17 protein-coding genes are annotated in these 23,283 nt (G+C 65.3%); 10 read left to right on the plus strand and 7 right to left on the minus strand.

The window, feature by feature from the left end; genetic code table 11:
• Genes P0645_RS12320 through P0645_RS12330 form a run of 3 tightly spaced genes read right to left on the minus strand, consistent with a single transcriptional unit; the run spans window position 1 to window position 4,512 of the window.
• Window positions 1-1,566 (minus strand): phytoene desaturase family protein, encoded by a 1,566-nt coding sequence (locus P0645_RS12320; RefSeq protein ID WP_284164890.1) that lies wholly within the window; start codon window positions 1,564-1,566, stop codon window positions 1-3.
• Window positions 1,547-3,163, minus strand: coding sequence for a phytoene desaturase family protein (locus tag P0645_RS12325; RefSeq protein WP_284164891.1), 1,617 nt, complete (start codon window positions 3,161-3,163; stop codon window positions 1,547-1,549). Before P0645_RS12325 ends, P0645_RS12320 begins: the two co-directional genes overlap by 20 nt.
• Window positions 3,160-4,512, minus strand: coding sequence for an aspartate aminotransferase family protein (locus P0645_RS12330; protein WP_284164892.1), 1,353 nt, complete (start codon window positions 4,510-4,512; stop codon window positions 3,160-3,162). Before P0645_RS12330 ends, P0645_RS12325 begins: the two co-directional genes overlap by 4 nt.
• Before the next feature lie 175 nt (window positions 4,513-4,687).
• Between P0645_RS12330 and P0645_RS12335 the strand changes: the two genes are divergently transcribed.
• Window positions 4,688-5,344 (plus strand): TetR family transcriptional regulator C-terminal domain-containing protein, encoded by a 657-nt coding sequence (locus P0645_RS12335; RefSeq protein WP_284164893.1) that lies wholly within the window; start codon window positions 4,688-4,690, stop codon window positions 5,342-5,344.
• A 91-nt stretch (window positions 5,345-5,435) separates the two neighbouring features.
• Here the strand turns inward: P0645_RS12335 and P0645_RS12340 are convergent, their stop codons facing one another.
• Together P0645_RS12340 and P0645_RS12345 are read right to left on the minus strand one after the other, a co-directional pair.
• Entirely contained in the window at window positions 5,436-6,191 is a 756-nt protein-coding gene (locus P0645_RS12340) for a pyrroline-5-carboxylate reductase dimerization domain-containing protein (RefSeq protein WP_284164894.1), read from the minus strand.
• On the minus strand, window positions 6,188-7,510 hold the full coding sequence (locus P0645_RS12345; protein ID WP_284164895.1) for an aspartate aminotransferase family protein: 1,323 nt from the start codon (window positions 7,508-7,510) through the stop codon (window positions 6,188-6,190). The genes P0645_RS12340 and P0645_RS12345 overlap by 4 nt, the downstream gene beginning before the upstream one ends.
• A 65-nt stretch (window positions 7,511-7,575) precedes the next feature.
• On the opposite strand from P0645_RS12345, the gene P0645_RS12350 reads away from it, so the two are divergent.
• The 9 genes from P0645_RS12350 to P0645_RS12390 all read left to right on the plus strand — a co-directional run bounded on the left by P0645_RS12350 (window position 7,576) and on the right by P0645_RS12390 (window position 20,260).
• Complete coding sequence (locus P0645_RS12350; protein WP_284164896.1) at window positions 7,576-8,211, plus strand: helix-turn-helix domain-containing protein; 636 nt, start codon at window positions 7,576-7,578, stop codon at window positions 8,209-8,211.
• 107 nt (window positions 8,212-8,318) lie between these two features.
• Window positions 8,319-9,440, plus strand: a complete 1,122-nt coding sequence (locus tag P0645_RS12355; RefSeq protein WP_284164897.1) for an ABC transporter ATP-binding protein — start codon at window positions 8,319-8,321, stop codon at window positions 9,438-9,440.
• A 38-nt stretch (window positions 9,441-9,478) separates the two neighbouring features.
• Window positions 9,479-10,711: an ABC transporter substrate-binding protein gene (locus P0645_RS12360; RefSeq protein ID WP_284164898.1), complete on the plus strand. Its 1,233-nt coding sequence runs from the start codon at window positions 9,479-9,481 to the stop codon at window positions 10,709-10,711.
• A 28-nt stretch (window positions 10,712-10,739) separates the two neighbouring features.
• Window positions 10,740-11,678: a carbohydrate ABC transporter permease gene (locus tag P0645_RS12365; protein ID WP_284164899.1), complete on the plus strand. Its 939-nt coding sequence runs from the start codon at window positions 10,740-10,742 to the stop codon at window positions 11,676-11,678.
• Window positions 11,671-12,483: a carbohydrate ABC transporter permease gene (locus tag P0645_RS12370; RefSeq protein ID WP_284164900.1), complete on the plus strand. Its 813-nt coding sequence runs from the start codon at window positions 11,671-11,673 to the stop codon at window positions 12,481-12,483. Before P0645_RS12365 ends, P0645_RS12370 begins: the two co-directional genes overlap by 8 nt.
• The gene (locus tag P0645_RS12375; protein WP_284164901.1) at window positions 12,484-14,166 is read left to right on the plus strand and encodes an amylo-alpha-1,6-glucosidase; all 1,683 of its coding nucleotides are present in this window, start codon (window positions 12,484-12,486) and stop codon (window positions 14,164-14,166) included. It abuts the gene before it with no gap.
• Window positions 14,163-15,212, plus strand: a complete 1,050-nt coding sequence (locus P0645_RS12380; RefSeq protein WP_284164902.1) for a LacI family DNA-binding transcriptional regulator — start codon at window positions 14,163-14,165, stop codon at window positions 15,210-15,212. Before P0645_RS12375 ends, P0645_RS12380 begins: the two co-directional genes overlap by 4 nt.
• Window positions 15,213-15,239: 27 nt before the next feature.
• Window positions 15,240-18,290 (plus strand): aminotransferase class III-fold pyridoxal phosphate-dependent enzyme, encoded by a 3,051-nt coding sequence (locus tag P0645_RS12385; protein WP_284164903.1) that lies wholly within the window; start codon window positions 15,240-15,242, stop codon window positions 18,288-18,290.
• Window positions 18,287-20,260: a beta-galactosidase gene (locus P0645_RS12390; protein WP_284164904.1), complete on the plus strand. Its 1,974-nt coding sequence runs from the start codon at window positions 18,287-18,289 to the stop codon at window positions 20,258-20,260. Before P0645_RS12385 ends, P0645_RS12390 begins: the two co-directional genes overlap by 4 nt.
• A 114-nt stretch (window positions 20,261-20,374) precedes the next feature.
• Here the strand turns inward: P0645_RS12390 and P0645_RS12395 are convergent, their stop codons facing one another.
• Window positions 20,375-21,457 (minus strand): saccharopine dehydrogenase family protein, encoded by a 1,083-nt coding sequence (locus P0645_RS12395; RefSeq protein WP_284164905.1) that lies wholly within the window; start codon window positions 21,455-21,457, stop codon window positions 20,375-20,377.
• Between the two features lie 316 nt (window positions 21,458-21,773).
• On the minus strand, window positions 21,774-23,273 hold the full coding sequence (gene amaB / locus P0645_RS12400) for an L-piperidine-6-carboxylate dehydrogenase (RefSeq protein WP_284164906.1): 1,500 nt from the start codon (window positions 23,271-23,273) through the stop codon (window positions 21,774-21,776).
• Window positions 23,274-23,283: the final 10 nt, after the last annotated feature.

Below are 23,283 nucleotides of genomic sequence, written 5' to 3' on the forward strand. Positions count from 1 at the left end.
TCATGACCTGACCTCCCGCACGATCCGTTCGGCGGCGTTCCAGCCTGCGGCGCCGGATATGCCGCCGCCCGGGTGACAGCCCGCGCCGGCGAGCCAGAGACCGGCTATAGGCCCTTGATATTGCGCGATTCCCGGTACCGGGCGCAGGAACAACATCTGTTCGACCGACAATTCGCCATGGTGCCAGTTGCCGCCTACCATGCCATGGCGCGCCTCGATATCGGCGGGCAGCATCAGCTCCTCGCCGACGATCAGATCGGCGAGGCCGGGAGCGTGTTGCTCCAGTACCGCAAGCGTCTGGTTTCTGTACCGCTCGCGTATGGCATCCGTCCCGACAGCCTGCCCACAGGGCGCGAACTGGACGATGGCGGACAGCACATGATGGCCATCCGGCGCATGGCCGCCCTCGAAGGCCGAGGGCACAAGGATTTCCATCACCGGCCGGTCGGGCGCCTCGCCGTATTTGACGGCGTTGAAGGCCAGCTCGACGGCATGTTCGTCGGGCGCGATCACCAGACGCGAGCGCAGGTCCGCGCCCCGGAAATCCGGCCTGCCCTTCAGCGCCAGATTGAGCTTCGCCGCGCCGCCGCGCGATTTCATATGGCGGATGCGGTTCACGAAACCGGTGTCCAGATGGCGGGGGCCGAGAAGCTTGAGGAACGTGGTCTTGGGCGAGATGGCCGAGATGATGGTGGCGGCGCGCAGGTCCTCGCCGGAGGCGAGCGTCACGCCGACGGTCCGGTCGCCCTCGACGATCAGCGCGGCGACGGCGGCGCCGGTGCGGATGGTCACGCCCGACGCCGTGGCAGAAGCCGCCATCGCGGCGGCGACCGCACCCATGCCGCCCGCAGGCACGGCGAGGGACGCACGCTTGCCCGCAACCTGGCCCGCGAAGCGGTTCAGAAGGTGGATCAGCGAATTGGGCGAGCGGGGGCCGAGCCAGGTGCCCAGCACCGCATCATGGGCGAGAAGTCCCTTGAGGCGCGGGTCGGTCAGTTCGTCATTCAGCACGTCATGGACGTTGATCAGAAGCATCCGCAGGAATTCGCGGAACCGGTCCTTGCCCATCATCCTCGTCTTGAGGCCGAGCTTGCCCAACTGCCAGACGTCATTGCCCACGCCCTTGGCCAGACGCGGTGGCGTCAGTTCCTTGAAAGGGGCAAGCACATCGGCGAAAGCCATCAGTTCGGTGCGCAAGGCGGCCCAGGCCCGCCGCTCCTCCGCGCTGACTGAGCCTGTCAGCCGCTCGCCCGCCGCGCCTTCCATGACCAGATGGTCGCCCGTGGCGCTGAGCGCGGTCGAGGGAAGATCGGTCGCGGCCCAGCTCAGACCGTGGCGGGCGAGGTCCATGTCCGTCTCGACCCGGGCGTCCAGCATGTGAACCAGATGCGCGAGGCCCGGCGCGCGGTAGCCCGGCGCGAAGTCGGCGCCCAAGGCTCCGCCGCCCGGCGCGCTGCCGCTTTCCAGCACCAGAACCTTGCGTCCGGATTTCTGCAGCCGCGCGGCGCAGGCGAGCCCGTTGGTGCCGCCGCCGATGATGATGGCGTCAAAGGACGGCATAGGCATCGCTCATGTCTTTGGAAGGTTTCGCCATGTCGCGCAGGATTTCCGAGGCCGCATTGCGCCCCGGCGCGCCCATGACCCCGCCGCCCGGATGGGTCGAGGAACCGCAGATCCACAGGTCGCGGATCGGTGAGCGGTATTGGGCATAGCCCGGAACGGGCCGGTTGAAGAGAAGCTGGTCGAACGTCAGTTCGCCCTGGAAGATATTGCCCTCGGTCAGGCCGACTTCCTTTTCCAGTTCGCGGGGGGTGCGCACCTCGTAATGCAGGACCGACGATTTGAAGCCCGGCGCATGGGCCTCGATCTGGTTCAGCACGGTTTCGGCGAAGGCGTCGCGATCCTGGTCGGTCCAGTCGTTGCCTTCGATCTTCGGCGGCGCATACTGGATGAAACAGGACATGAAATGCTTGCCCGGGGGCGTCATCGTCGGGTCGATCATCGTGGGGATCATCATGTCCTGGAACGGATCGCGGCTGAAATGGCCGGCCTTCCAGTCGTCATAGGCGCGTTCCATCTTCTCGATGGAATCGGTGAAATGCATGTCGCCCTTCATGTAGGGCGAGCCTTCGGGAAGTGCGGTGAACTTCGGCGCCCGGTCGAGCGCGATGTTCAGCTTGCCCGAGGAGCCGCGGATCTTGAAGTTGCGGACCCGCTTGAGGAAGGTGCCGGGCAGCTCCGCCTCGTCGACATGTTTGAGGAAGGTGCGTTTCACATCCATGTTCGACACGACGCGCTTGCCGTGGACTTCATCGCCGTTTTCCAGAACGACGCCGGTGGCGCGACCGTTCCTGACGAGGATCTTCGCGACACCTGATCCGGTGCGCACCTCGCCGCCCGCCGCCGTCAGCGAGGCGGTCAGCGCCTTGGTGATCGAGCCCATGCCGCCGCGCGCGAACCCCCAGGCGCCGACATTGCCGTCGACATCGCCCATCGCGTGATGGAGGAGGACATAGGCCGTGCCGGGCGACATCGGCCCGAGTGCGGTACCGATGATCGAGGCGACGGCCTGATAGGCCTTCACCACGCCGTTTTCGAAATATTCGTCAAGGAAATCGGCGATCGACATGGTCCAGAAACGGATCATGTCATACATCGCCATCTCCGAGAGTCCGAACATCTGTTTGCCGAGCCAGGCCAGCTCCGCCATGTCGCGCGGGCGGAAGCTGGCGGGGTCGGCGGCGGTGCGCAGAAGCATCGGGCGGATGAAGCGGCAGTGGCGCAGGACGTCGCGCGCATAGCGGTCATAGGCCTCGGCATCGCGGGGCGAATGGCGGGCGATCTCGCGCCGGTTGGCATCATGGTTGCGGTGCATGCCCAGATAACCGTCACCTTCGGTGAAGACCGCGCCACCCTCGTAGGGCAGGATCTGCAGGCCATGCTTCGGCAGTTCGAGGTCTCGCATGATCTCGGGCCGGAAGAGCGAGGAGACATAGGAGCAGTTCGAATAGGTGAAGCCGGGGTAAAGCTCGCGGCTGACGGCGGCGCCACCGACCCAGTCGTTCTTCTCGACCACCATGACCTTCAGCCCCGCGCGGGCGAGGTAGGCGGCGGTGACGAGCCCGTTGTGGCCCGCGCCGATGATGACCGCATCGTAGATCATGCGCGTTTCGCTTCTTCCTCGAACTGTTCGAGCGTGAGGTCGACCGCGGTTTCCACCGCCTTCAGCGTGTCGGTCAGGCAGGTCTCGTCCAGACCATGCGCCTCGCACATGAACCACGGTTCGCGGCTGTCGGGTTCGCAGATGACGCCAAGGTCGTGCAGATAATGAGCCATCTGGTCGTAGAAGGAATAATCCGACGTCTTCCAGGCGCGGTAATTGTCCGGGGGCGTTTCGGCGAAGAAGAGGCCGAACATCGAGGGGTGGCCGGTGTAGCTGTGGGTGATCTTGCGGGCGTCGAGGATCCCGGAAATGCCCTTCTTCAGCCGTTCGCCGTAACTGGCGAGGGTTTCGAGGGCGGGCGTTTCGTCAAGGATGCGCAGCGTCTCCTCGGCGGCGGCGAGCGAGACGGAATGAGCCGTGTAGGTGCCGCCGTGGCTGGCGCCGCCATATTTGAAGGTGCGCATCACCTCTTCGCGGCCAGCGACGACCGAGATCGGATAGCCGTTCGCGACGGCCTTGGCGAAGGTGGTGATGTCGGGCGTGACGCCCATCAGGCCCTGGATGCCCGACTTGCCGACGCGGAAGCCCGACTTCACCTCGTCGATGATCAGCATCACGCCGTATTTCGTGCAGAGATCGCGGGCGAGCTTCACATATTCGGGCTCGGCCATGATCGAGCAGCAGTTGCCCTGAATGGGTTCGATCAGCATGGCGGCGAGCTTGTCACCATGGCGGCGGAACATGTCTTCCAGCCGCTGGAAGTCGTTCATCGGCGTGATATGGGCGAGTTTCTTCACGGTGGGCGGAATGCCCGCGCCATAGGGCACAAGTTCGGGGTCCTCGTTCGAGCCGAGATCCCAGTCGTCCATGTTGGCCATCCACATGGCCGCGTCGAAAAGCCCGTGATAGCCGCCCTCGACGAGCAGATAGCTTTCGCGCCCGGTATAGGCGCGGGCGAGGCGCAGGGCGGCCATCACCGCCTCGGTCCCCGAATTCGAGAAGCGGACAAGCTCGGCCGCAGGCACCATCTTCGCGATCCGGTCGGCGACGATCAGTTCCTTTTCGGTCGAAAGGGCAAAGACCCCGCCGACCTCCATGCCCTTGCGGGCCGCGGCGTCCACGCGGTCGTCGGCGTAACCGAGGATCGCGGGGCCATAGCCCAGCCGGTAGTCGACGTAATTGTTGCCGTCGATATCCCAAGTCCGCCCGCCCTTGCCGTGGCTGACATAGATCGTCCGGTCGTCGCCCCAGTAGCGGAAAGTGGAGGACACGCCGAGTGGCAGGCGTTTGACCGCGCGCTGGAACTGGGCATTGGAACGGGTGAGCGTGCGCTTGGGAGCGGCGGTCATGAGGATCTCGGGATTGTTGACGTTGCCCGAAGCTCGCATCGTTTTGACTGGTCTGTCAATCAGAATATTGACTGACCATCCAAAATCCCGCAATCTGCTTGCGCTGTGCGCCCGAGGTCTTATCTATGCGCACGGGACGGCCGGAACCCATGGGCCCTACCGGTCCGGAGACAGGATGGAACAGAGCCTCGCGAAATCGGAAGTGCCGCCTCAACCGCGCAAGGCGAGCCGCGAGGCACGCCGCCTGCAGCTGATCGAGGCGACGATCGAGACGATCGCCGTCCGGGGCTATGCCCGCACCACCCTGACCGAGGTCGCCAACCAGGCGGGCCTGTCGCACGGGCTGGTGAATTTCCATTTCGAGACCAAGGAAAAGCTGCTGACCGAGACGCTGAACTATCTGGCCGAGGAATATAGCCAGAACTGGAAGTCAGCGCTTGAGGCAGCGGGCAAGGCTCCGGCCGAACAGCTCGATGCGATGATCCGCGCCGATTTCAATCCGGCGATCTGCACGACGGCGCGGCTCTCGGCCTGGTGCGCCTTCTGGGGCGAGGCGCAATGCCGGCCGATGTATCAGGAACATTGCGGCGCGAATGACGATGCCTATTTCGCGCAATTGGTCACGCTCTGCACGGCGATACAGGTGGAAGGTTCCTACGGCTGCGATCCGAAGCTGGCCGCCCGCGTGCTCAGGGTGACGCTCGAAGGGGTGTGGCTCGAGATGATGACGATGAACACGCCCTACAGCCTCGCGGAGGCCCTGAGCACCGCCTATGCCTGCGCGGCGGCCTTCTTTCCGCGCCATTTCGGGCCGGACGGTCTGGTCGGGTGAGATGATTTCGTCCGGGCTTCGCCCGGCCGACCCGCCGGGAGGGCTCTGCCCTCCCGGACCCTCCCGGAGTATTTCGGGACAGAAAGTGGGGTCAGGCGGAGATGCGTTTCAGGACGGCATCAAGGCCGTCATGCCAGGCATTGAGCGCGCCCTTGCCGTTCAGGAAATCGAGCAATTGCAGTGTGATGCCGCCGGGCGTGGTGACACCTTTGGCGATGTCGGCGAGCGGGCGGTCTTCCTGGAGGAGCACTTCGGCATTGCCGCGCAGCGTACCTGCAACGAGCGCGCGGGCGGTTTCAGGCGGCAGGCCTTTCGCGGCAAACCAGTCTGCAAGATGCGCCATCCACCAGACGCTGGCACCGGAGAGAGCGCCGAAGGTGGCGGCGGCGGTGAATTGCGCCTCGGTATCGAGAACATGGATGGGGCCGACATGGGCGAGGAAGGCATGCCAGAAATCGTCCTGCGGGTGGAGGATCGACGGCCCGACCCGGTAGGCATTGGCATAGCCGGGCATCATGGCGATTGCCGCTTTCGCGGGGCCGATGACCTCGGCGAGGCGGGCAAGCCCCGTACCTGCCATGGCCGAAAGGACCGGCTGGCCGGGGCGGAAGGTCAGGCGCGAGAGGTCCTCGGCGCCGGTCGCGGCGGGCAGCGCGACGAAGATCGCGTCGGAGCGGTCGACGAGGTCCTGGTTGCTGGCGGCGATCTCATACCCGAAGTCGGCTGAGAGGCGTGCTGCCGCTTCGGCGCCGCGCGGTGACAGGAGAAATCTGTACGGCGCGCCCTGAAGGCCGCGCAGCATCAGGCCCGCAAGTCCGCCGACCCCGAGAAAGCCGACGGTGGTCATGGCATTTCCTCCAGCACTTCGGTGATGGCCTGCGCGGTCCGGGCGATATCTTCGTCGGTATGGACGATCGACGAGAGCGAATGCAGTGTCGCCGAGGGGTTCATGTAGATGCCCTTGTCCATCAGCCGGACGGCGAAATCGCGGAATTTCACCCGGTCGACATGGGCACAGAAGTCGCGGTAATCGGCGATTTCGTCGGCCTCGGTGAAGAAGATCTGGAACATCGAGTTGACGCCCTGGCAGATCATCCGATGGCGGTTGGAATGTTTCGCCACCTTGCGGATCTCGTCCGCCATCGCCTTGCCGAGGTTCTTGATGCGGCGGAAGCCGGACTGGTCATCCTCCAGCATCGTCTCCAGCATGACCTTCGTCACATGGAGCGCGAGGCGCCCGGCATTATGGGTGCCGAAATGCAGGACCTTGCCCCATTCGAGACCGGCCATCACGTCATCCCGCCCGCCGATCATCGCCATGGGCAGGCCGCCGCCCAAGGCCTTGCCGTAGGTGACGATGTCGGGCGACAGGCCGTAGAGTTCCGCGCAGCCGCCGGCGGCGAGGCGGAAGCCGGTGACGGTTTCGTCGAGGTAGAAGAGCGCGCCATACTGGCGGCACAGTTCCTGCATGCGGTTGAGGTAGCCGGGCTTGGGCGGGATCACCCCCATGTTCGACATCACCCCTTCGGTGACGACACAGGCCGCCTCGGCCCCATGCAGCGCCATCGCGCGTTCCAGCGCCTCGATATCGTTCCAGCGGACGACGATCGTGTCCTTCCAGGCCTCTTCGGGGATGCCCGACGAGTCCGGAATGCGGATCGGGTCGTTCGGATGGCCGAGAAGTGTCGGCGGATAGGGGTTGGTGTTGATCAGGACCGCATCCCACCAGCCATGATAATGGCCTTCGAACTTGATGATCTTGCGCCGCCCGGTATGGCCGCGCGCGAGCCGGAAAGCGCCCATCGCGGCTTCCGTCCCGGTGTTGGCGAAGCGGACCTTGTCGACATGGGGAAGGAGGTTCACCAGCAGTTCGGCCACTTCGACCTCGACCTCCAGCGCGGTGGCGAAATGGCTGCCGCGCGCGCCTTCGCGGGCCAGCACCTCGGCCACTTTGGGATGGGCATGGCCAAGGGGCAGCGCGCCGAAGGCCATCATCCAGTCGATATATTCGCGCCCGTCCACGTCATAGAGCCGTGCACCCTGGCCATGGGACATGTAGCGCGGCGTGGTGCCGAAGGCGGCGGGCCCGCGCGAGGCCGAGGAGACGCCTTCGACCAGCACCTTCCGGCCGCGTTCGAAGAGCGCTTCTGACTTGGGTCCGGCCATGTTCGCCTCCTGCCTTGTCATCTATCGGAACGGAATGTTATTATAGGAACATCAGGGAGTCAAACATGGCGCCAATGACGGAAAGACCGAGGCAGGCCGAGGCGCATGAGGCGCTGGCGGGGCGCATCCGCCGCTGGCGCGAGGCGCGGGGCTGGAACCAGCAGGCGCTGGCCGACCGGGCGGGGTTCGCGCGATCGACACTGTCGAAGATCGAGAACGGGCTTTTGTCACCGACATTCGAGGTGCTTCTGAAGATCGCCCGCGGATTTGGCTGCGACCTTGCCGATCTGGTCCGCGCCGAAGGCCCGCGGCTTGCGGGCCGGATGGTCATCGACCGCGGGATGCAGGGGGCGCCGGTCGAGGATGCGCACAACCGGCTGTGGCCACTGGGCGCCCAGATCAAGGGACGGGGATTTCAGGCGATGCTGGTGGAGTTTTGCGAAACCGACATCGCCGCCTTCGGCCCGTGGAACCGGCACGAGACCGACGACATGCTGCATGTGCTGTCGGGCCGGCTGGCGCTGCATACCGAAGGCTATGAGACGGCGGTGCTTGCCCCAGGCGATACGGTGCATTTCGACGGGGCGATGCCGCATGCCTGCCTGAGCGCGGGACCGGGGATCTGCCGGTGCCTGTATGTCTTCTGTCTTCGCGACGGGGCTGACCCCGGTTCGGAGCCGGGCACCAGGATAGCAGGCTAAGATTCGTCGCGGGCCGAAGAAAACGCTAGTTATTGGAAATATAAACGATTACATTTTGTCGAGAACGCGCGAATCACGCTGCCGCGCCGATTGGGGGATTGCGACCTTTGGCTGGCCTCAGGATTGAAAATCTGCGCAAGTCGTTCGGGGCCGTCGATGTGCTGAAGGGCATCGACCTGGACATCCGCGATGGCGAATTCGTGTCGTTCCTTGGCCCCTCGGGCTGCGGGAAGTCCACCCTTTTGCGCTCGATCGCAGGACTGGAGGAGCTGACGGACGGGGCGATCCATCTGGGCGATCGCGAGATCACCGATCTGCCCTCGGCCAAGCGCGACATTGCGATGGTCTTCCAGAATTACGCGCTTTATCCGCATATGAACGTGCGCAAGAACATGTCGTTCGGCCTGTCGTTGAACGGGATGAAGGCGGACGAGATCGACCGGCGGGTGAAGGACGCCGCCGAAACGCTGCGCATCACCGAGCTGCTGGACCGCAAGCCGAAGCAGCTTTCGGGCGGCCAGCGTCAGCGCGTGGCGATCGGACGCGCGATCGTGCGCAAGCCGCAATTGTTCCTGCTGGACGAGCCCTTGTCGAACCTCGATGCGGGCTTGCGCGTGACGATGCGGGCGGAGCTGGCGGCGCTGCATGAACGGCTGGGCGTGACGATGGTCTATGTCACCCATGACCAGGTCGAGGCGATGACCTTGTCGAGCCGCGTCGTCGTGCTGGACAAGGGCCGCGTCAGCCAGTTCGGCAGCCCGCTGGAATTGTTCCACCGGCCGGCGAACCTGTTCGTGGCGGGGTTCATCGGCAGCCCGAAGATGAATTTCCTGCCCGTGCGGGCAAGCGGGGCCGACGGTGCGCGGGTGACGGTTTCCGGCGCGGGCTTCCGGCAGCCGCTGGCGGTGGAGCTGGCTGCGCAGGCGGCGGCGGTAGACGATCTGACGCTGGGCATCCGCCCCGATCAGATGAGGATCGGCGCGCCGGAGACGGGCCACCTGACCGGAACCGTCCGGCTGGTGGAGCGCCTCGGCACCGAAAGCCATGTCCATGTCGCGCTGGAGGACGGCACGGCGCTGGTGATCATCACCGACGGCACGCATCCCGGCCGTGCCCATGACCGGGTGGGCCTGACCATTCCGGCCGAAGCCGCGCATCTGTTCGCGCCGACGGGCGAAGCGCTGCCGCGCAAGCTCGACCCCGATACCGAACGATTGCTTCAAGTCTAACCGGGCCCGGAACGGCCCATTCTCTGGGAGGAGAAAAGATGAAGAGACGTCACCTGATCATCGCCCCGGCCGTGCTGACGGCTGTTTTCTGGGGCGGCATGGGGCTTGCCCAGGACAAGGTTCTGCGCTTTGCGACCTGGGACAGCGACGAAAGCCTTGCGATCCAGGAAGCGATTGCCAAGAAATTCGAAGAGGCCAACCCGGGCGTGAAGGTCCAGGTCGAGGCCTATGGCGACGGCTATGATGACAAGCTGACCGCCGCGATGGGCGCGGGCAGCCCGCCGGACGTGATGTATATGTGGAACTTCCCATCCTACAAGGAAGCGCTCTTGCCGCTGAACGATTTCATCGCCCGCGACGGCGAGGCGATGAACCTCGCTGACATTCCCGAAGGGCTGATGAACATTTCGAAGATCGACGGCAATATCTACGGCATGCCCGCGGGCTTCACCACTCAGGTCGTTTTCTATAACAAGGACATGTTTGCCGCGGCGGGCGTGCCCGAGCCGCAGGCGGGCTGGACCTGGGCGGACCTGCGCGCCGGTGCCGCGAAGTTCCGCAATGCCGATGAGAAGGTCTATGGCTTTGCCGTCGATGCCAAACCCGACCCATACGACTTCGAACAGTTCCTCTGGTCGAACGGCACCCGGTATATCTCGGACGATGGCAAGACCATCGACGGGCTGATGAACAGCCCCGAGGCGGCCGAAGTGCTGAACATGTTCGCCGACATGATCAAGACCGAGGAAGCGGTGGCGCTGAACATCGGCGACGATACCTCGGGTTCGGCGCTTTTCAAGGCGGGCAAGATCGCGATGTTCCAGTCGGCCATGTGGTCGAAATCGGGGATCGACGAATCCGGCGTCAACTATGGCGTCGTGATGCTGCCCTCGTTCGGCGGCAAGCCGGTGCATTCGGCTATCGGCGCCTCGGCGGTGTCGATCGCCAAGGACAGTGCCGATCCAGAACTGGCCTGGGAGTTCGTGAAATTCTTCTCCTCGCCGGAAGCGGTCGCGATGCGCACGAACGACCTGCCGGTCCGCACCTCGGTCGCCGAAGCGCAGGGGATGCAGGATGACCCGATCTTCAAGCCCTTCTTCGACATGCTCGCCGTGTCGAACAAGGAAATCCACGCCTTCCTGAAGAACGCCGAATGGGGCCGCATCCAGGAAAACCTGGCCGTGGCGATCGAGGCGACGATGATCGACCAGGGCAATGCCCAGGCGCATCTGGACGAGGCGGTCGCAGCCTCGGCCCGCTTCCTCAAGTAACCCCGGAATTCACGGAGAGATGGGAACCATGGCCACCGCAACCGCAACCCGGCGTCCCTCCCGGCGCAAGGCGCGCGGCGCTGGCATCACGCCCTGGCTCTTCATCTCTCCGTGGATACTTGGATTTCTGTTCTTCACCCTCGGCCCCCTGGTCTTTTCCTTCGTCATGAGCCTCCATGACTGGCCGGTGGTGGGCACGCGGACCTTCATCGGGTTCGAGAATTACACCACGATGGTGCAAGACGACCCGCAATTCTGGAAAAGCCTCTGGATCACGGTAAAGTTCGGCGCGCTGTTCGTGCCCTTGAACATCGTGCTGTCGTTCCTGCTGGCCGTGCTTTTGAACCTGAACCTCAGGGGCACGGCGATCTACCGGACGGCCTTTTACCTGCCCTCGGTCATTTCGGGCGTGGCGCTCGTCACGATCTGGGCCTGGATCTATTCCAAGGAATACGGGCTTCTGAACTATCTGCTGTCGTTCGCGGGCATCGACGGGCCGAACTGGCTGGGTGACCGGACCTGGGCCATTGTCGCCATCACGGTCGCGAGTCTTTGGGGGCTGGGCGGGTCGATGCTGATCTTCCTGGCCGGGCTGCAATCGATCCCGAAGGAGCTTTACGAGGCGGCGCGTGTGTCGGGCGTGCCGCCCTGGGCGCAGATCACCTTCATCACCCTGCCGATGCTGTCGCCGATGATCCTGTTTACGCTGATCACCTCGATCATCTCGGCCTTCCAGCAACTGACCATCGCGCTTTTGCTGACCGACGGCGGGCCGGTCAATTCGACCTATTTCTTTGCCATGTACATCTACAAGACGGCCTTCCGCTTCCACGACATGGGCTATGCCGCCGCGATGAGCTGGGTGATGTTCCTGATCATCCTGGCGCTGTCCATGCTGGTCATGCGCTGGTCGGCGGCCTGGGTCTATTACGAAGGTCAGGCGAGGAAGGACGATGCCGATGCGTAGGACATTGGGTTATGGCGCGCTGATCTTCCTGACCGCGCTGTTCGTGGCACCTTTCCTGTGGACGCTGATCACCGCCTTGAAGTCCGAGGCGGAGCTTTACGCCTATCCGCCGGTCTTCTGGCCGGAAAGACTGCGGTGGGAAAATTTCTCGAACGCCTGGACCGCGTTGCCCTTCACCACCTTCCTGAAGAATTCGATGATCGTGGTGGTCCTGTCGACGCTTGGCCAGCTCGCTTCCTCGTCGCTGGTGGCCTACGGGTTCGCGCGCTTCCAGTTTCCCGGCCGAGACCCGCTGTTCATCCTGCTTCTGGCGACGATGATGATCCCCTGGGACGTGAAGATGATCCCCCTTTACATGGAGTTCAATTATCTGGGCTGGATCAACACGCTGAAGCCGCTAATCGTGCCGGCATGGTTCGGCGAGGCGTTCTTCATCTTCCTCCTCCGCCAATACATCATGACCATCCCGATGGAGATCGACGAGGCCGCGCGGATGGACGGGGCGAATGCCTGGCAGATCTACTGGCGGATCCACCTGCCCCTGATGGCGCCCGCGCTGGTTCTGGTGGGGACGTTCCATTTCATGAATGCCTGGAACGATTACCTTGGGCCGCTGATCTATCTGAACGACCAGACGACCTATACGCTGCCGCTGGGGTTGGCGCTGTTCAAGGGTCTGCACGAGGTCGATTACATCTCGATCGCGGCGATCACCGTGATCCTGTGCCTGCCGCCTTTGGCGCTCTTCTTCTACGCCCAGCGCTATATCATGGACAATGCGCTCGGCTCGTCGGTGAAGGGCTAGATGCTGTTCGATTTCGCCCATGTCCCCTTCAGCCGGCGGGGCCGGTTCCTGACTTTGTCCACGATGGAGGGCGCGGTCTGGCTGCGGTCGGTGAAGGGCGGCGATCTGAAACATTCGCTCGGGCGGCTCTGCCGGGTGTCGTTCTTCGGGCCGGACGGCAAGGGGCGAGAGGTCGCGTGGCATCTTGCGCCCGAAAGGCTGGTGGCCGAGGCCGCGGACGGGCGGGTCGAGTTCTGCATCGGCGCGGGCGAGCGGTTGCACCTGCGAGGCGCGGGACTGGGCGTTGCCTTCGATCTGGAAGGTTCGCGCTACGACTATGCCTACAAGACGCCGCAGGGCGATCATTGCGTCGTGGCGGCCTATGAGAACACCCGCCTGCTGCCGCGCGCGACGCGGGGCGATCTGGACGTCACAGGCGACTGGCGGCGCGACCGGGCGGACAATGTCGCGATGGTCTTTTCGGGCGCGGCGGGGTTCGAGGGCACGATCGACCTGTTTCCGGCGATTCCGCCCGCGCCTGCGAGCGAAGGGTTCGAGGACGCGCGCGCCGGTGCGGCGTCTGAGTTCGCGGACTGGCTGGCGAAGGCGCCGCATGGGACGGATGAGGCGCGCCGGCTTGCGGCCTATCTGCTGTGGGCAAATACCGTGCCCGCCGAAGGCGCGCTGACCCGGCCGGCGGTCTATATGTCGAAGAACGACATGATCAATATCTGGTCGTGGGACAATGCCTTCTCGGCGCTCGGTGTTGCCGCGATGGACGGCGGGCTGGCCTTCGACCAGTTCGGCGCGATCTTCGACCATCAGCATGCGTCGGGCCTGCTGCCCGACTTCGTCAATGACCGCGATGTCAGTTTCGCCTTCACCAAGCCGCCGGTGCATGGCTGGGCGATCCTGAGACTGATCGACCGCCACCCCGGCTGGCTGACCGAGGACCGGCGGCAGGCGCTGGTGCCCTGGCTCTCGGCGCAGGTCGGTTATTGGCTGACCCATGCCCGCAAGGGTGCCTCAAACCTGCCCACCTATTTCCACGGCAATGATTCCGGCTGGGACAATGCCACTTTCTTCGCCGAGGGCGGGCCGGTCATGACACCCGACCTGCCGACCTTCCTGATCCTTACCTGCGACTGCCTCGCGCGGCTTGATCCTGAACGATCCGCAGCCTGGCAGGCACAGGCAGGCCAGCTTTACAGCCAGCTGATCGCCAGCCTCTGGACCGGCGAGACCTTCGGCTCGCGGCGGGCCGCCGACCCCGCACGGCTGAGAACCGATGAAAGCCTGATCGGTTTCATGCCCCTTCTGCTCGGCCCCCGCCTGCCGCGCGAGATGGCGGCAGCTCTGGTGAGCGGTCTGAAATCCGGCGGCTGGATCACCGATTGGGGACCGGCGACGGAAAGCACGGGAAGCCCGCTGTACGAGGCCAATGGATACTGGCGCGGGCCGATCTGGGCGCCGACGACGCTGCTTTTGTGGGACGGGCTGATGCAGCAGGGCGACGTGCAACTGGCCCGCGACATTGCCCGCCGCTTCTGCCGCCTGTGCGAAACATCGGGCATGGCCGAGAATTTCGACGCGCTTTCCGGCGCGGGCCTGCACGACAGGGCCTTTGCCTGGACATCTGCGGTTTACCTGTGGCTTGCCGCCTCGCTAGAAGAGGGCGGGGAAACGCGCGGGGGACGGCCATGAACGGCGGACAGGCGAGGCCGACGATCAAGACGATCTGCGCGATGACCGGTCTCTCGACGGCGACCGTGTCGAAGGCCCTGCGTCAGTCGCCCGAGGTCCGCCCCGAGACCCGCGCCATCGTCGAGGAGGCGGCGCGCAAGGTCGGCTATTCGACGAACCTGCATGGCGTGCAGCTGAGGACCGGCAAGACCTATCAGGTGGCGATCCTGATGACGACGCCCACGAGCGATCTGGTCGAATGGGAGGGCGTCGAATATGCCCAGCTGCTGTCGGGCATTTCGCATGCGATGGAGGGCACGCGCTACCGCGTGGCGCTTTACCCGGTCCGCGACTATGACGAGGCGCAGGACACGGTGCGCCGCATCATCCGCAACCGGCTGGCCGACGGCGTGATCTTTTCCGGCACAAGGCCTGACGACGGGCGGGTGCGGCTGCTGCAGGAGGCGGATTTTCCCTTCGTCACCTATGGCACGACCGAGGCCCATGCGCCCCATGCCTTTGTCGACAGCGACAATGACGGGATCATCCGCACCGCGATGCGGCGGCTTCTTGACCGGGGCCACCGGCGCATCGCGCTGATCAACCCGGGTGAGCATCTGAGCTATGGACGCACCCGCCTCGCGACCTATCGGGACATGCTGCAATCGGCTGGAATAGAGTATGATCCGGCGCTGGTGGCGCATGGCATCCTGACCCCCAGTTTCGGGCGGGAACAGGTGATGATCATGCATGCGCTGAAAGACCCGCCCACCGCCTATGTCTGCGCCAACGAAGCCTCGGCGCTGGGGGCGCTGTCGGGTTTTGCGGCCTGCGGGCTGGTGCATGGCCGCGACGCGGTGATCAACGCGACCGACGATCTGAACGTCTCGGCCTATTTCACCCCGCCGCTGACCACCTTCTACCTGCCCATCACCCGGCCCGCGGAACTTTTGGGCCGCCATATCCTCGGCGCCATCGACGGTGTGGCGCCCGAACGCCTGCAGACGCTCCTGATGCCCGACCTGATCGAGCGCAGCGACGACCGGCTGCGCGCCAGTGCGGGCTGATCCTTCCTCCGACCCGAAAGACCAAAGATGTCCGCCTTCGTCTCTGCCCCCCCTGCCCTGACTTCCGACGCGCTCGCGGCGCTGGCCGAGACCCATTTCGGCAAGAGCGGCGCGATCCGCCCACTGGTGTCGGAGCGCGACCAGAACGCGCGCCTGACTGCGGGCGGGGAAAGCTTCGTCCTGAAGATCGCCAATGCGGGCGAGGACCCGGGTCAGATCGCGCTGCAGAATGCGACGATGCTGCATCTGGAACAGGCAGGCGTCGCGGGCCTGCCCCGGCTGGTGCCCACGCGCGATCACGCGGACGGCGCGCGGATCGCAGAGGGCGGGCAGGAACATCTGATGCGGCTCGTGACCTGGATCGACGGGCGGCCGATGTCAGAGGCGCCGCGCAGCCTCGCCCAGCTTTCTGCCCTCGGCGCCTTCATGGGGCGGGTGAGCCGGGGCCTGCAGGGCTTTGGTCATCCTGCCGCCTTCCGGCCGGAGTTTCCCTGGTCGCTCGACCATGTGGCACGGCTGGAACCGTGGGTCGCGGAGATCGCCGATCCGTCGCGGCGGGCGCTGGTCGGGCGGCTCTTCGCGCGCTATCACGCACTCATCGCCGGGCGTCTGCCCGGCTTGCGCGCCTCGGTCCTGCATCAGGATGCGAACGACAATAACGTCATCGTCAACGCGAACGACCCTGACCGGATCGCCGGGCTGATCGACTTCGGCGACATGTGTTTCGGCCGCACGGTCAACGAGCTCGCCATCACGCTCGCCTATGCGCTTCTGGACGCGCCGGACCTCTATGCGGCCGCGCGGGCGCTCATTGAAGGCTATGTCGCGGAATTCCCGCTGACCGAGGGTGAGGCGGATGTGCTGTTCGACCTGATGCGCATGCGGCTCGTCTGCTCCGTCTGCATCTCGTCGCACCAGTCGCGGCTTTACCCCGAGAACGACTATCTGCTGATCTCGCAAGGCCCCGCCTTCGCGCTTCTGGAACGGCTGGAAAAGATCGACCCGGAATTCATGGTGGCGCTGTTCCGCCGCGCTGCCGGATTTGCGGCGACCCGCGCCGAGGCGGCCGTGCGGGCCTATCTGGACGGGGCGGAAACGCAGCCCCTGTTCCGGCCCGACCTGCGCACCTCGGCGCGGATGGCGCTTCTGACCAATGGCGAGCATCCTGACATGCCCGCCTTTTCCGACCGCGCCTTCGATGGCTGGTTCGCGCGACAGCGCCCGGCATCCCTGCCCGAGACAGAGGCCTTCTACGGCTTCGGCAGCTATGGCGAGAAGCGGTCGGTCTATGCGACCGACCAGTTTGCCGATGCGGCAAGCCCCGAACGCCGCACGCGGCATCTGGGCATCGATGTCTTCGCCCCGGCGGGCACGCCGGTCCATGCGCCGCTGGCGGGCACGGTCGCCTTTGTTACCTACAATGCCGATCCGCTTGACTATGGCCATACGCTGATCCTCAGGCATGAAACGCAGGGCGGCGTGCCGTTCTGGACGCTTTACGGCCATCTCGGCGACTCGCTGCCGGGGCTGTGCCAGGTGGGCGACCGGATCGAGGCGGGCCAGCTGATCGCCCACCTTGGCGACTGGCACGAAAACGGCGGCTGGGCGCCGCACATCCACTTCCAGATCATGACCGACATGCTGGCCCAGACCGAGGGCAATTTCTTCGGCGTCGGGCACGACAGTCTGTGGGATGTCTGGTCGGGCATCTGCGTCGACCCGAACCTGATCCTGAGGCTGCAGCCCGAAAGCTTCACCATCGATCCCGAGCCTCCCGAGGCGCTTCTCCAGCGCCGCGCCGAAAGGATCGGGCCGTCGCTGTCGGTCTCCTACCGCGACAAGCTGAAGATCGTGCGCGGGCGCGGGGCATATCTGATCGACCATACGGGGCGGGAATATCTGGATGCGGTGAACAACATCACCCATGTCGGCCATTGCCATCCGCATGTGACCGAGGCGATCGCCCGGCAGGCGGGCATACTGAACACCAATTCGCGCTATCTGAACGGTCTGATGCTGGACCTTGCCGACCGGATCACCGCGAAACTGCCCGGCGATCTGAAGGTCGCCTATTTCGTCAATTCCGGGACCGAGGCGAACGAGCTGGCGCTGCGCATCGCGCGCACCGCGCTCGGCCGGAAGAACACCATCGTGCTCGACTGGGCCTATCACGGCAATTCCGGCGGCATGGTCGAGATCAGCCCCTACAAGTTCAAAAGGAAGGGCGGCTTCCCGCAGCCGGACTTCGTGGAAATCGCGACCTTTCCCGACCCCTACCGGGGCCCTCACAAGGGCATGAGCGAGGCGGCGGGTCGCGCCTATGCCGAAGATGTGGGCCAGGCGCTTGAACGGGTGCGCGCCAAGACCGACGACCCGTCGGCGACCTTCATCGCGGAATCGATCTCGGGCGTCGGCGGGCAGGTGATCTATCCGCCGGGCTATCTGCAATCTGTCTATGAACAGATGCGCCGGGCGGGCGGGATCGTGATTGCCGACGAGGTGCAATGCGGTTTCGGGCGCGTCGGGTCGCAGTTCTGGGGGTTCGAGCTGCAGGGCGTCATCCCCGACATCGTCGTGATGGGCAAGCCGATCGGCAATGGCCATCCGCTGGCCTGCGTCGTCACCACGCCCGACCTCGCCCGGCGCTTTGCGAACGGGATGGAATATTTCAACTCGTTCGGCGGCAACCCGGTGTCGATGGCGGTGGGCCATGCCGTGCTGGATGTGATCGAGGCCGAGGGGCTGCAGGCGAAGGCGCTGGAGACCGGCGCCTACCTGCTGGAGCGGTGCCGCGAAATGCAGGCCCGCTTTCCGATCATCGGCGACGTGCGCGGCGCGGGCCTGTTCCTGGGCGTCGAACTGGTACGCGACCGCGCCACGCTGGAGCCTGCGACCGATGAGGCCGGGCTGGTCGTCAATCACATGCGTCAGTTGGGGGTTCTCGCCTCGACCGACGGCCCCTTCGACAATGTCCTGAAATTCAAGCCGCCCATGGTCTTCGGCCGGGCCGAGGCCGACCGGCTTCTGGCCGCGACCGAGGCTGCGCTGATCGCGCTTGGGCAAGGAAAGCTGAGATGAGTGATTTCACGCGCGGCCCCGACCTCGGGGTCTGCTATTACCCCGAGCAATGGCCCGAGGCGAAATGGGCCGAGGATGCGACGCGCATGGTGGCGCTTGGCCTGACATGGGTGAGGATCGCAGAATTCGCCTGGGCAAAGATCGAACCAAGGCCCGGGCATTTCGACTGGGGCTGGCTCGACCGGGCCGTCGAGACGCTGGGATCGGCGGGCCTGAAGGTGATCCTCTGCACACCCACCGCCGCGCCGCCCAAATGGCTCGTGGACCTTTATCCCGAAATCCTGCCGGTGGCCGAGGATGGCACCGTCCGCAAGTTCGGCGCGCGGCGGCACTACTGCTTTTCCTCGATCCGCTACCGCGAAGAGGCCGCGCGCATCACCGGCGAGGTCGCCGGGCGCTACGGCCAGAACCCGCATGTCCACGCCTGGCAGACCGACAACGAATATGGCGATCACGATACGATCCATTCCTATTCGCCCTCGGCCGAGGCTGCCTTCCGGCACTGGCTGGAACAGCGATATGGCACGATCGATGCGCTGAACGCCGCCTGGGGCACCAGCTTCTGGTCGATGACCTATCAGGGTTTCGACCAGATCGAGCTGCCGAACAACCTGGTCGAGGAACCGAGCCCGACCCATCGCGTCGACTTCATGCGCTTTTCCTCCGATCAGGTGAAAAGCTTCAACAAGGCGCAGGTCGAGATCATCCGGGCGCTGTCGCCCGGCCGCCCGGTCACCCACAATTACATGAACCAGCACACGGCCTTCGACCATTTCGCGGTGGGCGAAGACCTCGATATCGCCTCGTGGGACGTCTATCCGCTGGGCGGTCTGGTGCATGGCCGCCTGGGCGAGGCGGAAAAGGCGCGCTATCTGCGGGTGGGCGACCCCGACCAGACAAGCTTCAACCACGATCTCTATCGGGCCGTCGGCCGGGGCCGGATGTGGGTGATGGAACAGCAGCCCGGGCCGGTCAACTGGGCCGTGAACAATCAGGCGCCCGCCGACGGGATGGTGCGGCTCTGGACCTGGCTTGCCTATGCGCACGGCTGCGAGATGGTCAGCTATTTCCGCTGGCGGCAGGCGCCCTTCGCGCAGGAACAGTTCCACGCGGCCCTTCTGCACCCCGACAGCAGCCCCGACCAGGCCTATGTGGAAATCGCGCAGGTCGTGGCCGAAGCCGCCGCCCTGCCCGCGTGCGGGCCGCGTGCGCAGGCGCCGGTCGCGTTTGTCTTCGATTATCCGTCCCGCTGGGCGACCGAGACCCTGCCGCAGGGCCAGAACTACCGCGCAGCCCATGTGGCGCTGGACTGGTACAGCGCGGTGCGGCGGCTGGGCGTCGATGTCGATATCTTGGGCCAGCAGTCCGACCTTGCGGGTTACAGGCTGGTGGTGGCGCCCGATCTGGTGATCGCCGACCCGGCCTTCATCGACCGGATCGCGGCCTCGGGCGCGAAGGCCCTGTTCGGCCCGCGGTCGGGGTCGAAGACCGAGGAGATGCAGACGCCCGCGACCCTCGCGCCCGGCTGTCTGACGCGGCTGATCGACATGCGGGTGACGCGGGTCGAAAGCCTGCCCGACTACCACGAGGAGGCGATCCAGATCGGCAACCGCCGTCTGGTCGCCCGGCGCTGGCGCGAGACGGTCGAGACCCGTGAACAGGTCTTGGCGACCTTCGCAGGCGACTACCGCGACGGTTTCCCGGCGCTCTTGGGCAATGACCGCGCCCGCTATCTTGCCACCCTGCCCGCCTCCGAGGCGCTCTGCGAGATCATGGCCGATGCGCTCGACTGGGCGGGCATCCCGCATATGCCCGATCTCGGCGACCTGCGCCTGACGCGGCGCGGCGCCCTGACCTTTGCCTTCAACTACGGGCCCGAACCGGTCGATCTGCCTGCGCCCCCCGGCGCGGAGTTCCTGATCGGGGGCGGCCCGTTGCCGCAGGCGAGCGTGGCCGTCTGGAAGGGTTAGCCGCCTGATCGGCGGCCGCCCGCCGCCGCCCGGCACGGCCGCGAGACCAATGGGAAGAGACGGCAGGGACGCGCTGTCCATGCCGCCTCTCGACCCCGGGAGCCCCGAAGGGCGTCAGGCGTGACGGCTGCGGTGGCCGACGTTGTAGTAGTTGCCGGTCCGGGTCCTGAGATAGGGCTCCAGCGGGATTTCCTCCTGCTTGAGGAAACCCTGTCGCGGCAGCTGCCCGTCGCGCACCATCTCGATCACCGCGACGACCGAGGCGGAGGTCGTCCAGGCGATGGCGGTGCGATGCTTGCCCCCGATTTCGATCGGGTAATAGGCGCGGACGAATTCGCGGCGGCGGAGCTGGCCGTTCTGCCAGCCTTCGGCGGCGACATGGACATAGACCACATCCTCGTCCACGGGCGGCTTGGCGTTCGTCAGGATGCGGCCGGCCTCGGCCCGGTTCTCGCGCATCAAAAGCTCGTGGAAGAAGAAATTCATCAGCTTGACATGGCCGGGGTAGCGCATCGTTTTGTAATCGAGGTTCTCGATCCGGTCGGCGTAGGTTTCGCACATGGTGCCGAGGCCGCCCGAGGTGGTGAAGGCCTCGAGCTGCATGCCGTCGATATAGAGGGTTTCCAGCCATTCCATCGCCGAGACGTTTTTCAGGACGCCTTCCTCGATCACTTCGCAGTCGTTGAGATATTCGTTCACCACGCCCTCAGGCGACCAGTTGAACGCATAGCCGAGAAGCCCCGTCGGATTCTGCGGCAGGGCGCCGACACGCAGGCGGATCGAGCGGACCTTGTCGAACTGGTCGGCAAGGTGGGCGCCGACGATGCCGACGAAGCCCGGCGCAAGGCCGCATTGCGGGGCCATGATGCCCTTGGAGGTCCTGGCAAGCTCGCGGATGTGCTTGGTGGTGGGCACATCCTCGGTCAGGTCGAAATAATGGAGCCCGAGCGCATGGGCGACGGTCGAGACGCCGATATTGAGGTGGTAGGGCAGGCAGGAGAGGATCGCTTCCTGCCCCGCCAGCACATCCTTGAGCCCGGCCGTGTCGTTGAGGTCGGCCGTGCGGGTCGCGAAGGGGGCGCCGGTCACGGGGCGCGCGTCGATGCCGGTGACATCGAAACCCGATTCCGTCAGGAGTTCGGCGGCGAGATGGCCGACCTTGCCAAGGCCCAGAACGGCGACTTTCTTGAACGACATGATCTTTCCTTTTCTTGTTGGTCTTGGCCCCGAAGGCGCCTGTCGCGGGCGCACCCGCGTTTGCACGCAATCTGCCGCGCGGGGCTGGCGAAATCTTCCGGCATATCGACCGAAATGACGAAGAAAAGATGAATTGTGGAGTGTCGTCTGGCGAAATGGCAGGTGACGCCGGGTCGCCCGGAAAGGCCGGGGCCGGAGCCCCTGGAAGGCTCCGGCCCCTTGATTTCGTCCAGGCTTTGCCTGGCCGACCCGTGCGAGAGGGGCGCTGCCCCTCTCGCGCTCTCCCCGGGATATTTGGAAACGAAAGAAAGGTGACTCAGATGTCGAACTTGACACCCTGGGCGAGGGGAAGTTTCGACGAGTAGTTCAGCGTGTTGGTCTGGCGGCGCATGTAGCCTTTCCAGGCGTCCGAGCCGCTTTCGCGGCCGCCGCCGGTTTCCTTCTCGCCGCCGAAGGCGCCGCCGATCTCGGCACCCGAGGGGCCGATGTTCACGTTGGCGATGCCGCAGTCGGAGCCGGAGGCGGAGAGGAAGGTTTCGGCCTCGCGCATGTTGAGGGTGAAGATGCAGGAGGAAAGGCCCTGGGGCACGTCGTTCTGCAGGTCGATGGCTTCTTCGAGCGTGTCATAGCCGAGGACATAGAGGATGGGCGCGAAGGTTTCCTCGCGCACCGTGTCGGTCTGGGCCGGCATTTCGACGATGGCGGGGGAGACATAGGCACCGCCCGGGACGCCATCGCTCACGGACTGGCCGCCGTGGACCTTGCCGCCTTCGGATTTCGCCTGATCGAGCATCTTCAGCATCTTGTCGCGGGCCTGGATATCGATCAGCGGACCGACGAGCTTGCCCGCTTCGCGCGGGTCGCCCACCGGGAGCGAGGCATAGGCCTTGGACAGTTTCGCGACGAGATCGTCCTTGATCGAATTGTGGGCGATGAGGCGGCGGAGCGAGGTGCAGCGCTGGCCGGCGGTGCCGACGGCGGAAAAGACGATGGCGCGGACGGCCATGTCCATGTCAGCCGAGGGCGCGACGATCATCGCGTTGTTGCCGCCGAGTTCGAGGATCGGGCGGCCCCAGCGGGCCGAGACCTTGGGGCCGACGATGCCGCCCATCCGGGTCGAGCCGGTGGCGGAGACGATGGGGACGTCCTTCGAATTCACCAGCGCCTCGCCGATGGCGGGGCCGCCGATCACGAGCTGGCAGAGGCCCTCGGGCGCGTCGTCTCCGAAGCGTTTCAGGGCGCGGTCCATGATCTTTTGCGTGGCGATGGCGGTGAGCGGGGTTTTTTCCGACGGTTTCCAGATGACGGGATCGCCGCACACAAGCGCAAGCGCCGCGTTCCAGGACCAGACGGCCACGGGGAAGTTGAAGGCGGTGATGATGGCGCAGGGGCCAAGCGGGTGCCAGGTTTCCATCATCCGGTGGCCGGGGCGTTCGGACGCGATGGTCAGGCCGTAGATCTGGCGGGAGAGGCCGACGGCGAAATCGCAGATGTCGATCATCTCCTGCACTTCGCCGAGACCCTCGGAGGTGATCTTGCCCACTTCGAGCGTCACCAGTGCGCCAAGCTCGGCTTTGGCGGCGCGCAGTTCCTCGCCGAGAAGGCGGACCAGCTCGCCACGGCGGGGCGCGGGAATGTCGCGCCATTTCTTGAAGGCAGCCTGCGATCTGGCGATGACGGCACCCATGTCGGCGGGGTTCGTCTCGTGCACGCGGGCGACCTCAGTGCCGTCGATGGGCGAGCGGACGGTGAGCGTGCCGCCGGTCAGGTCGGCGGATGTAAGGCCCGCGGCCTTGAGGATCTGATCGTGGGTCATGTCTATCTCC

Origin of the sequence: Frigidibacter sp. SD6-1 (assembly GCF_030143255.1) — a bacterium.
In the GTDB taxonomy this organism is placed as follows: Bacteria; Pseudomonadota; Alphaproteobacteria; order Rhodobacterales; family Rhodobacteraceae; genus TMP-24.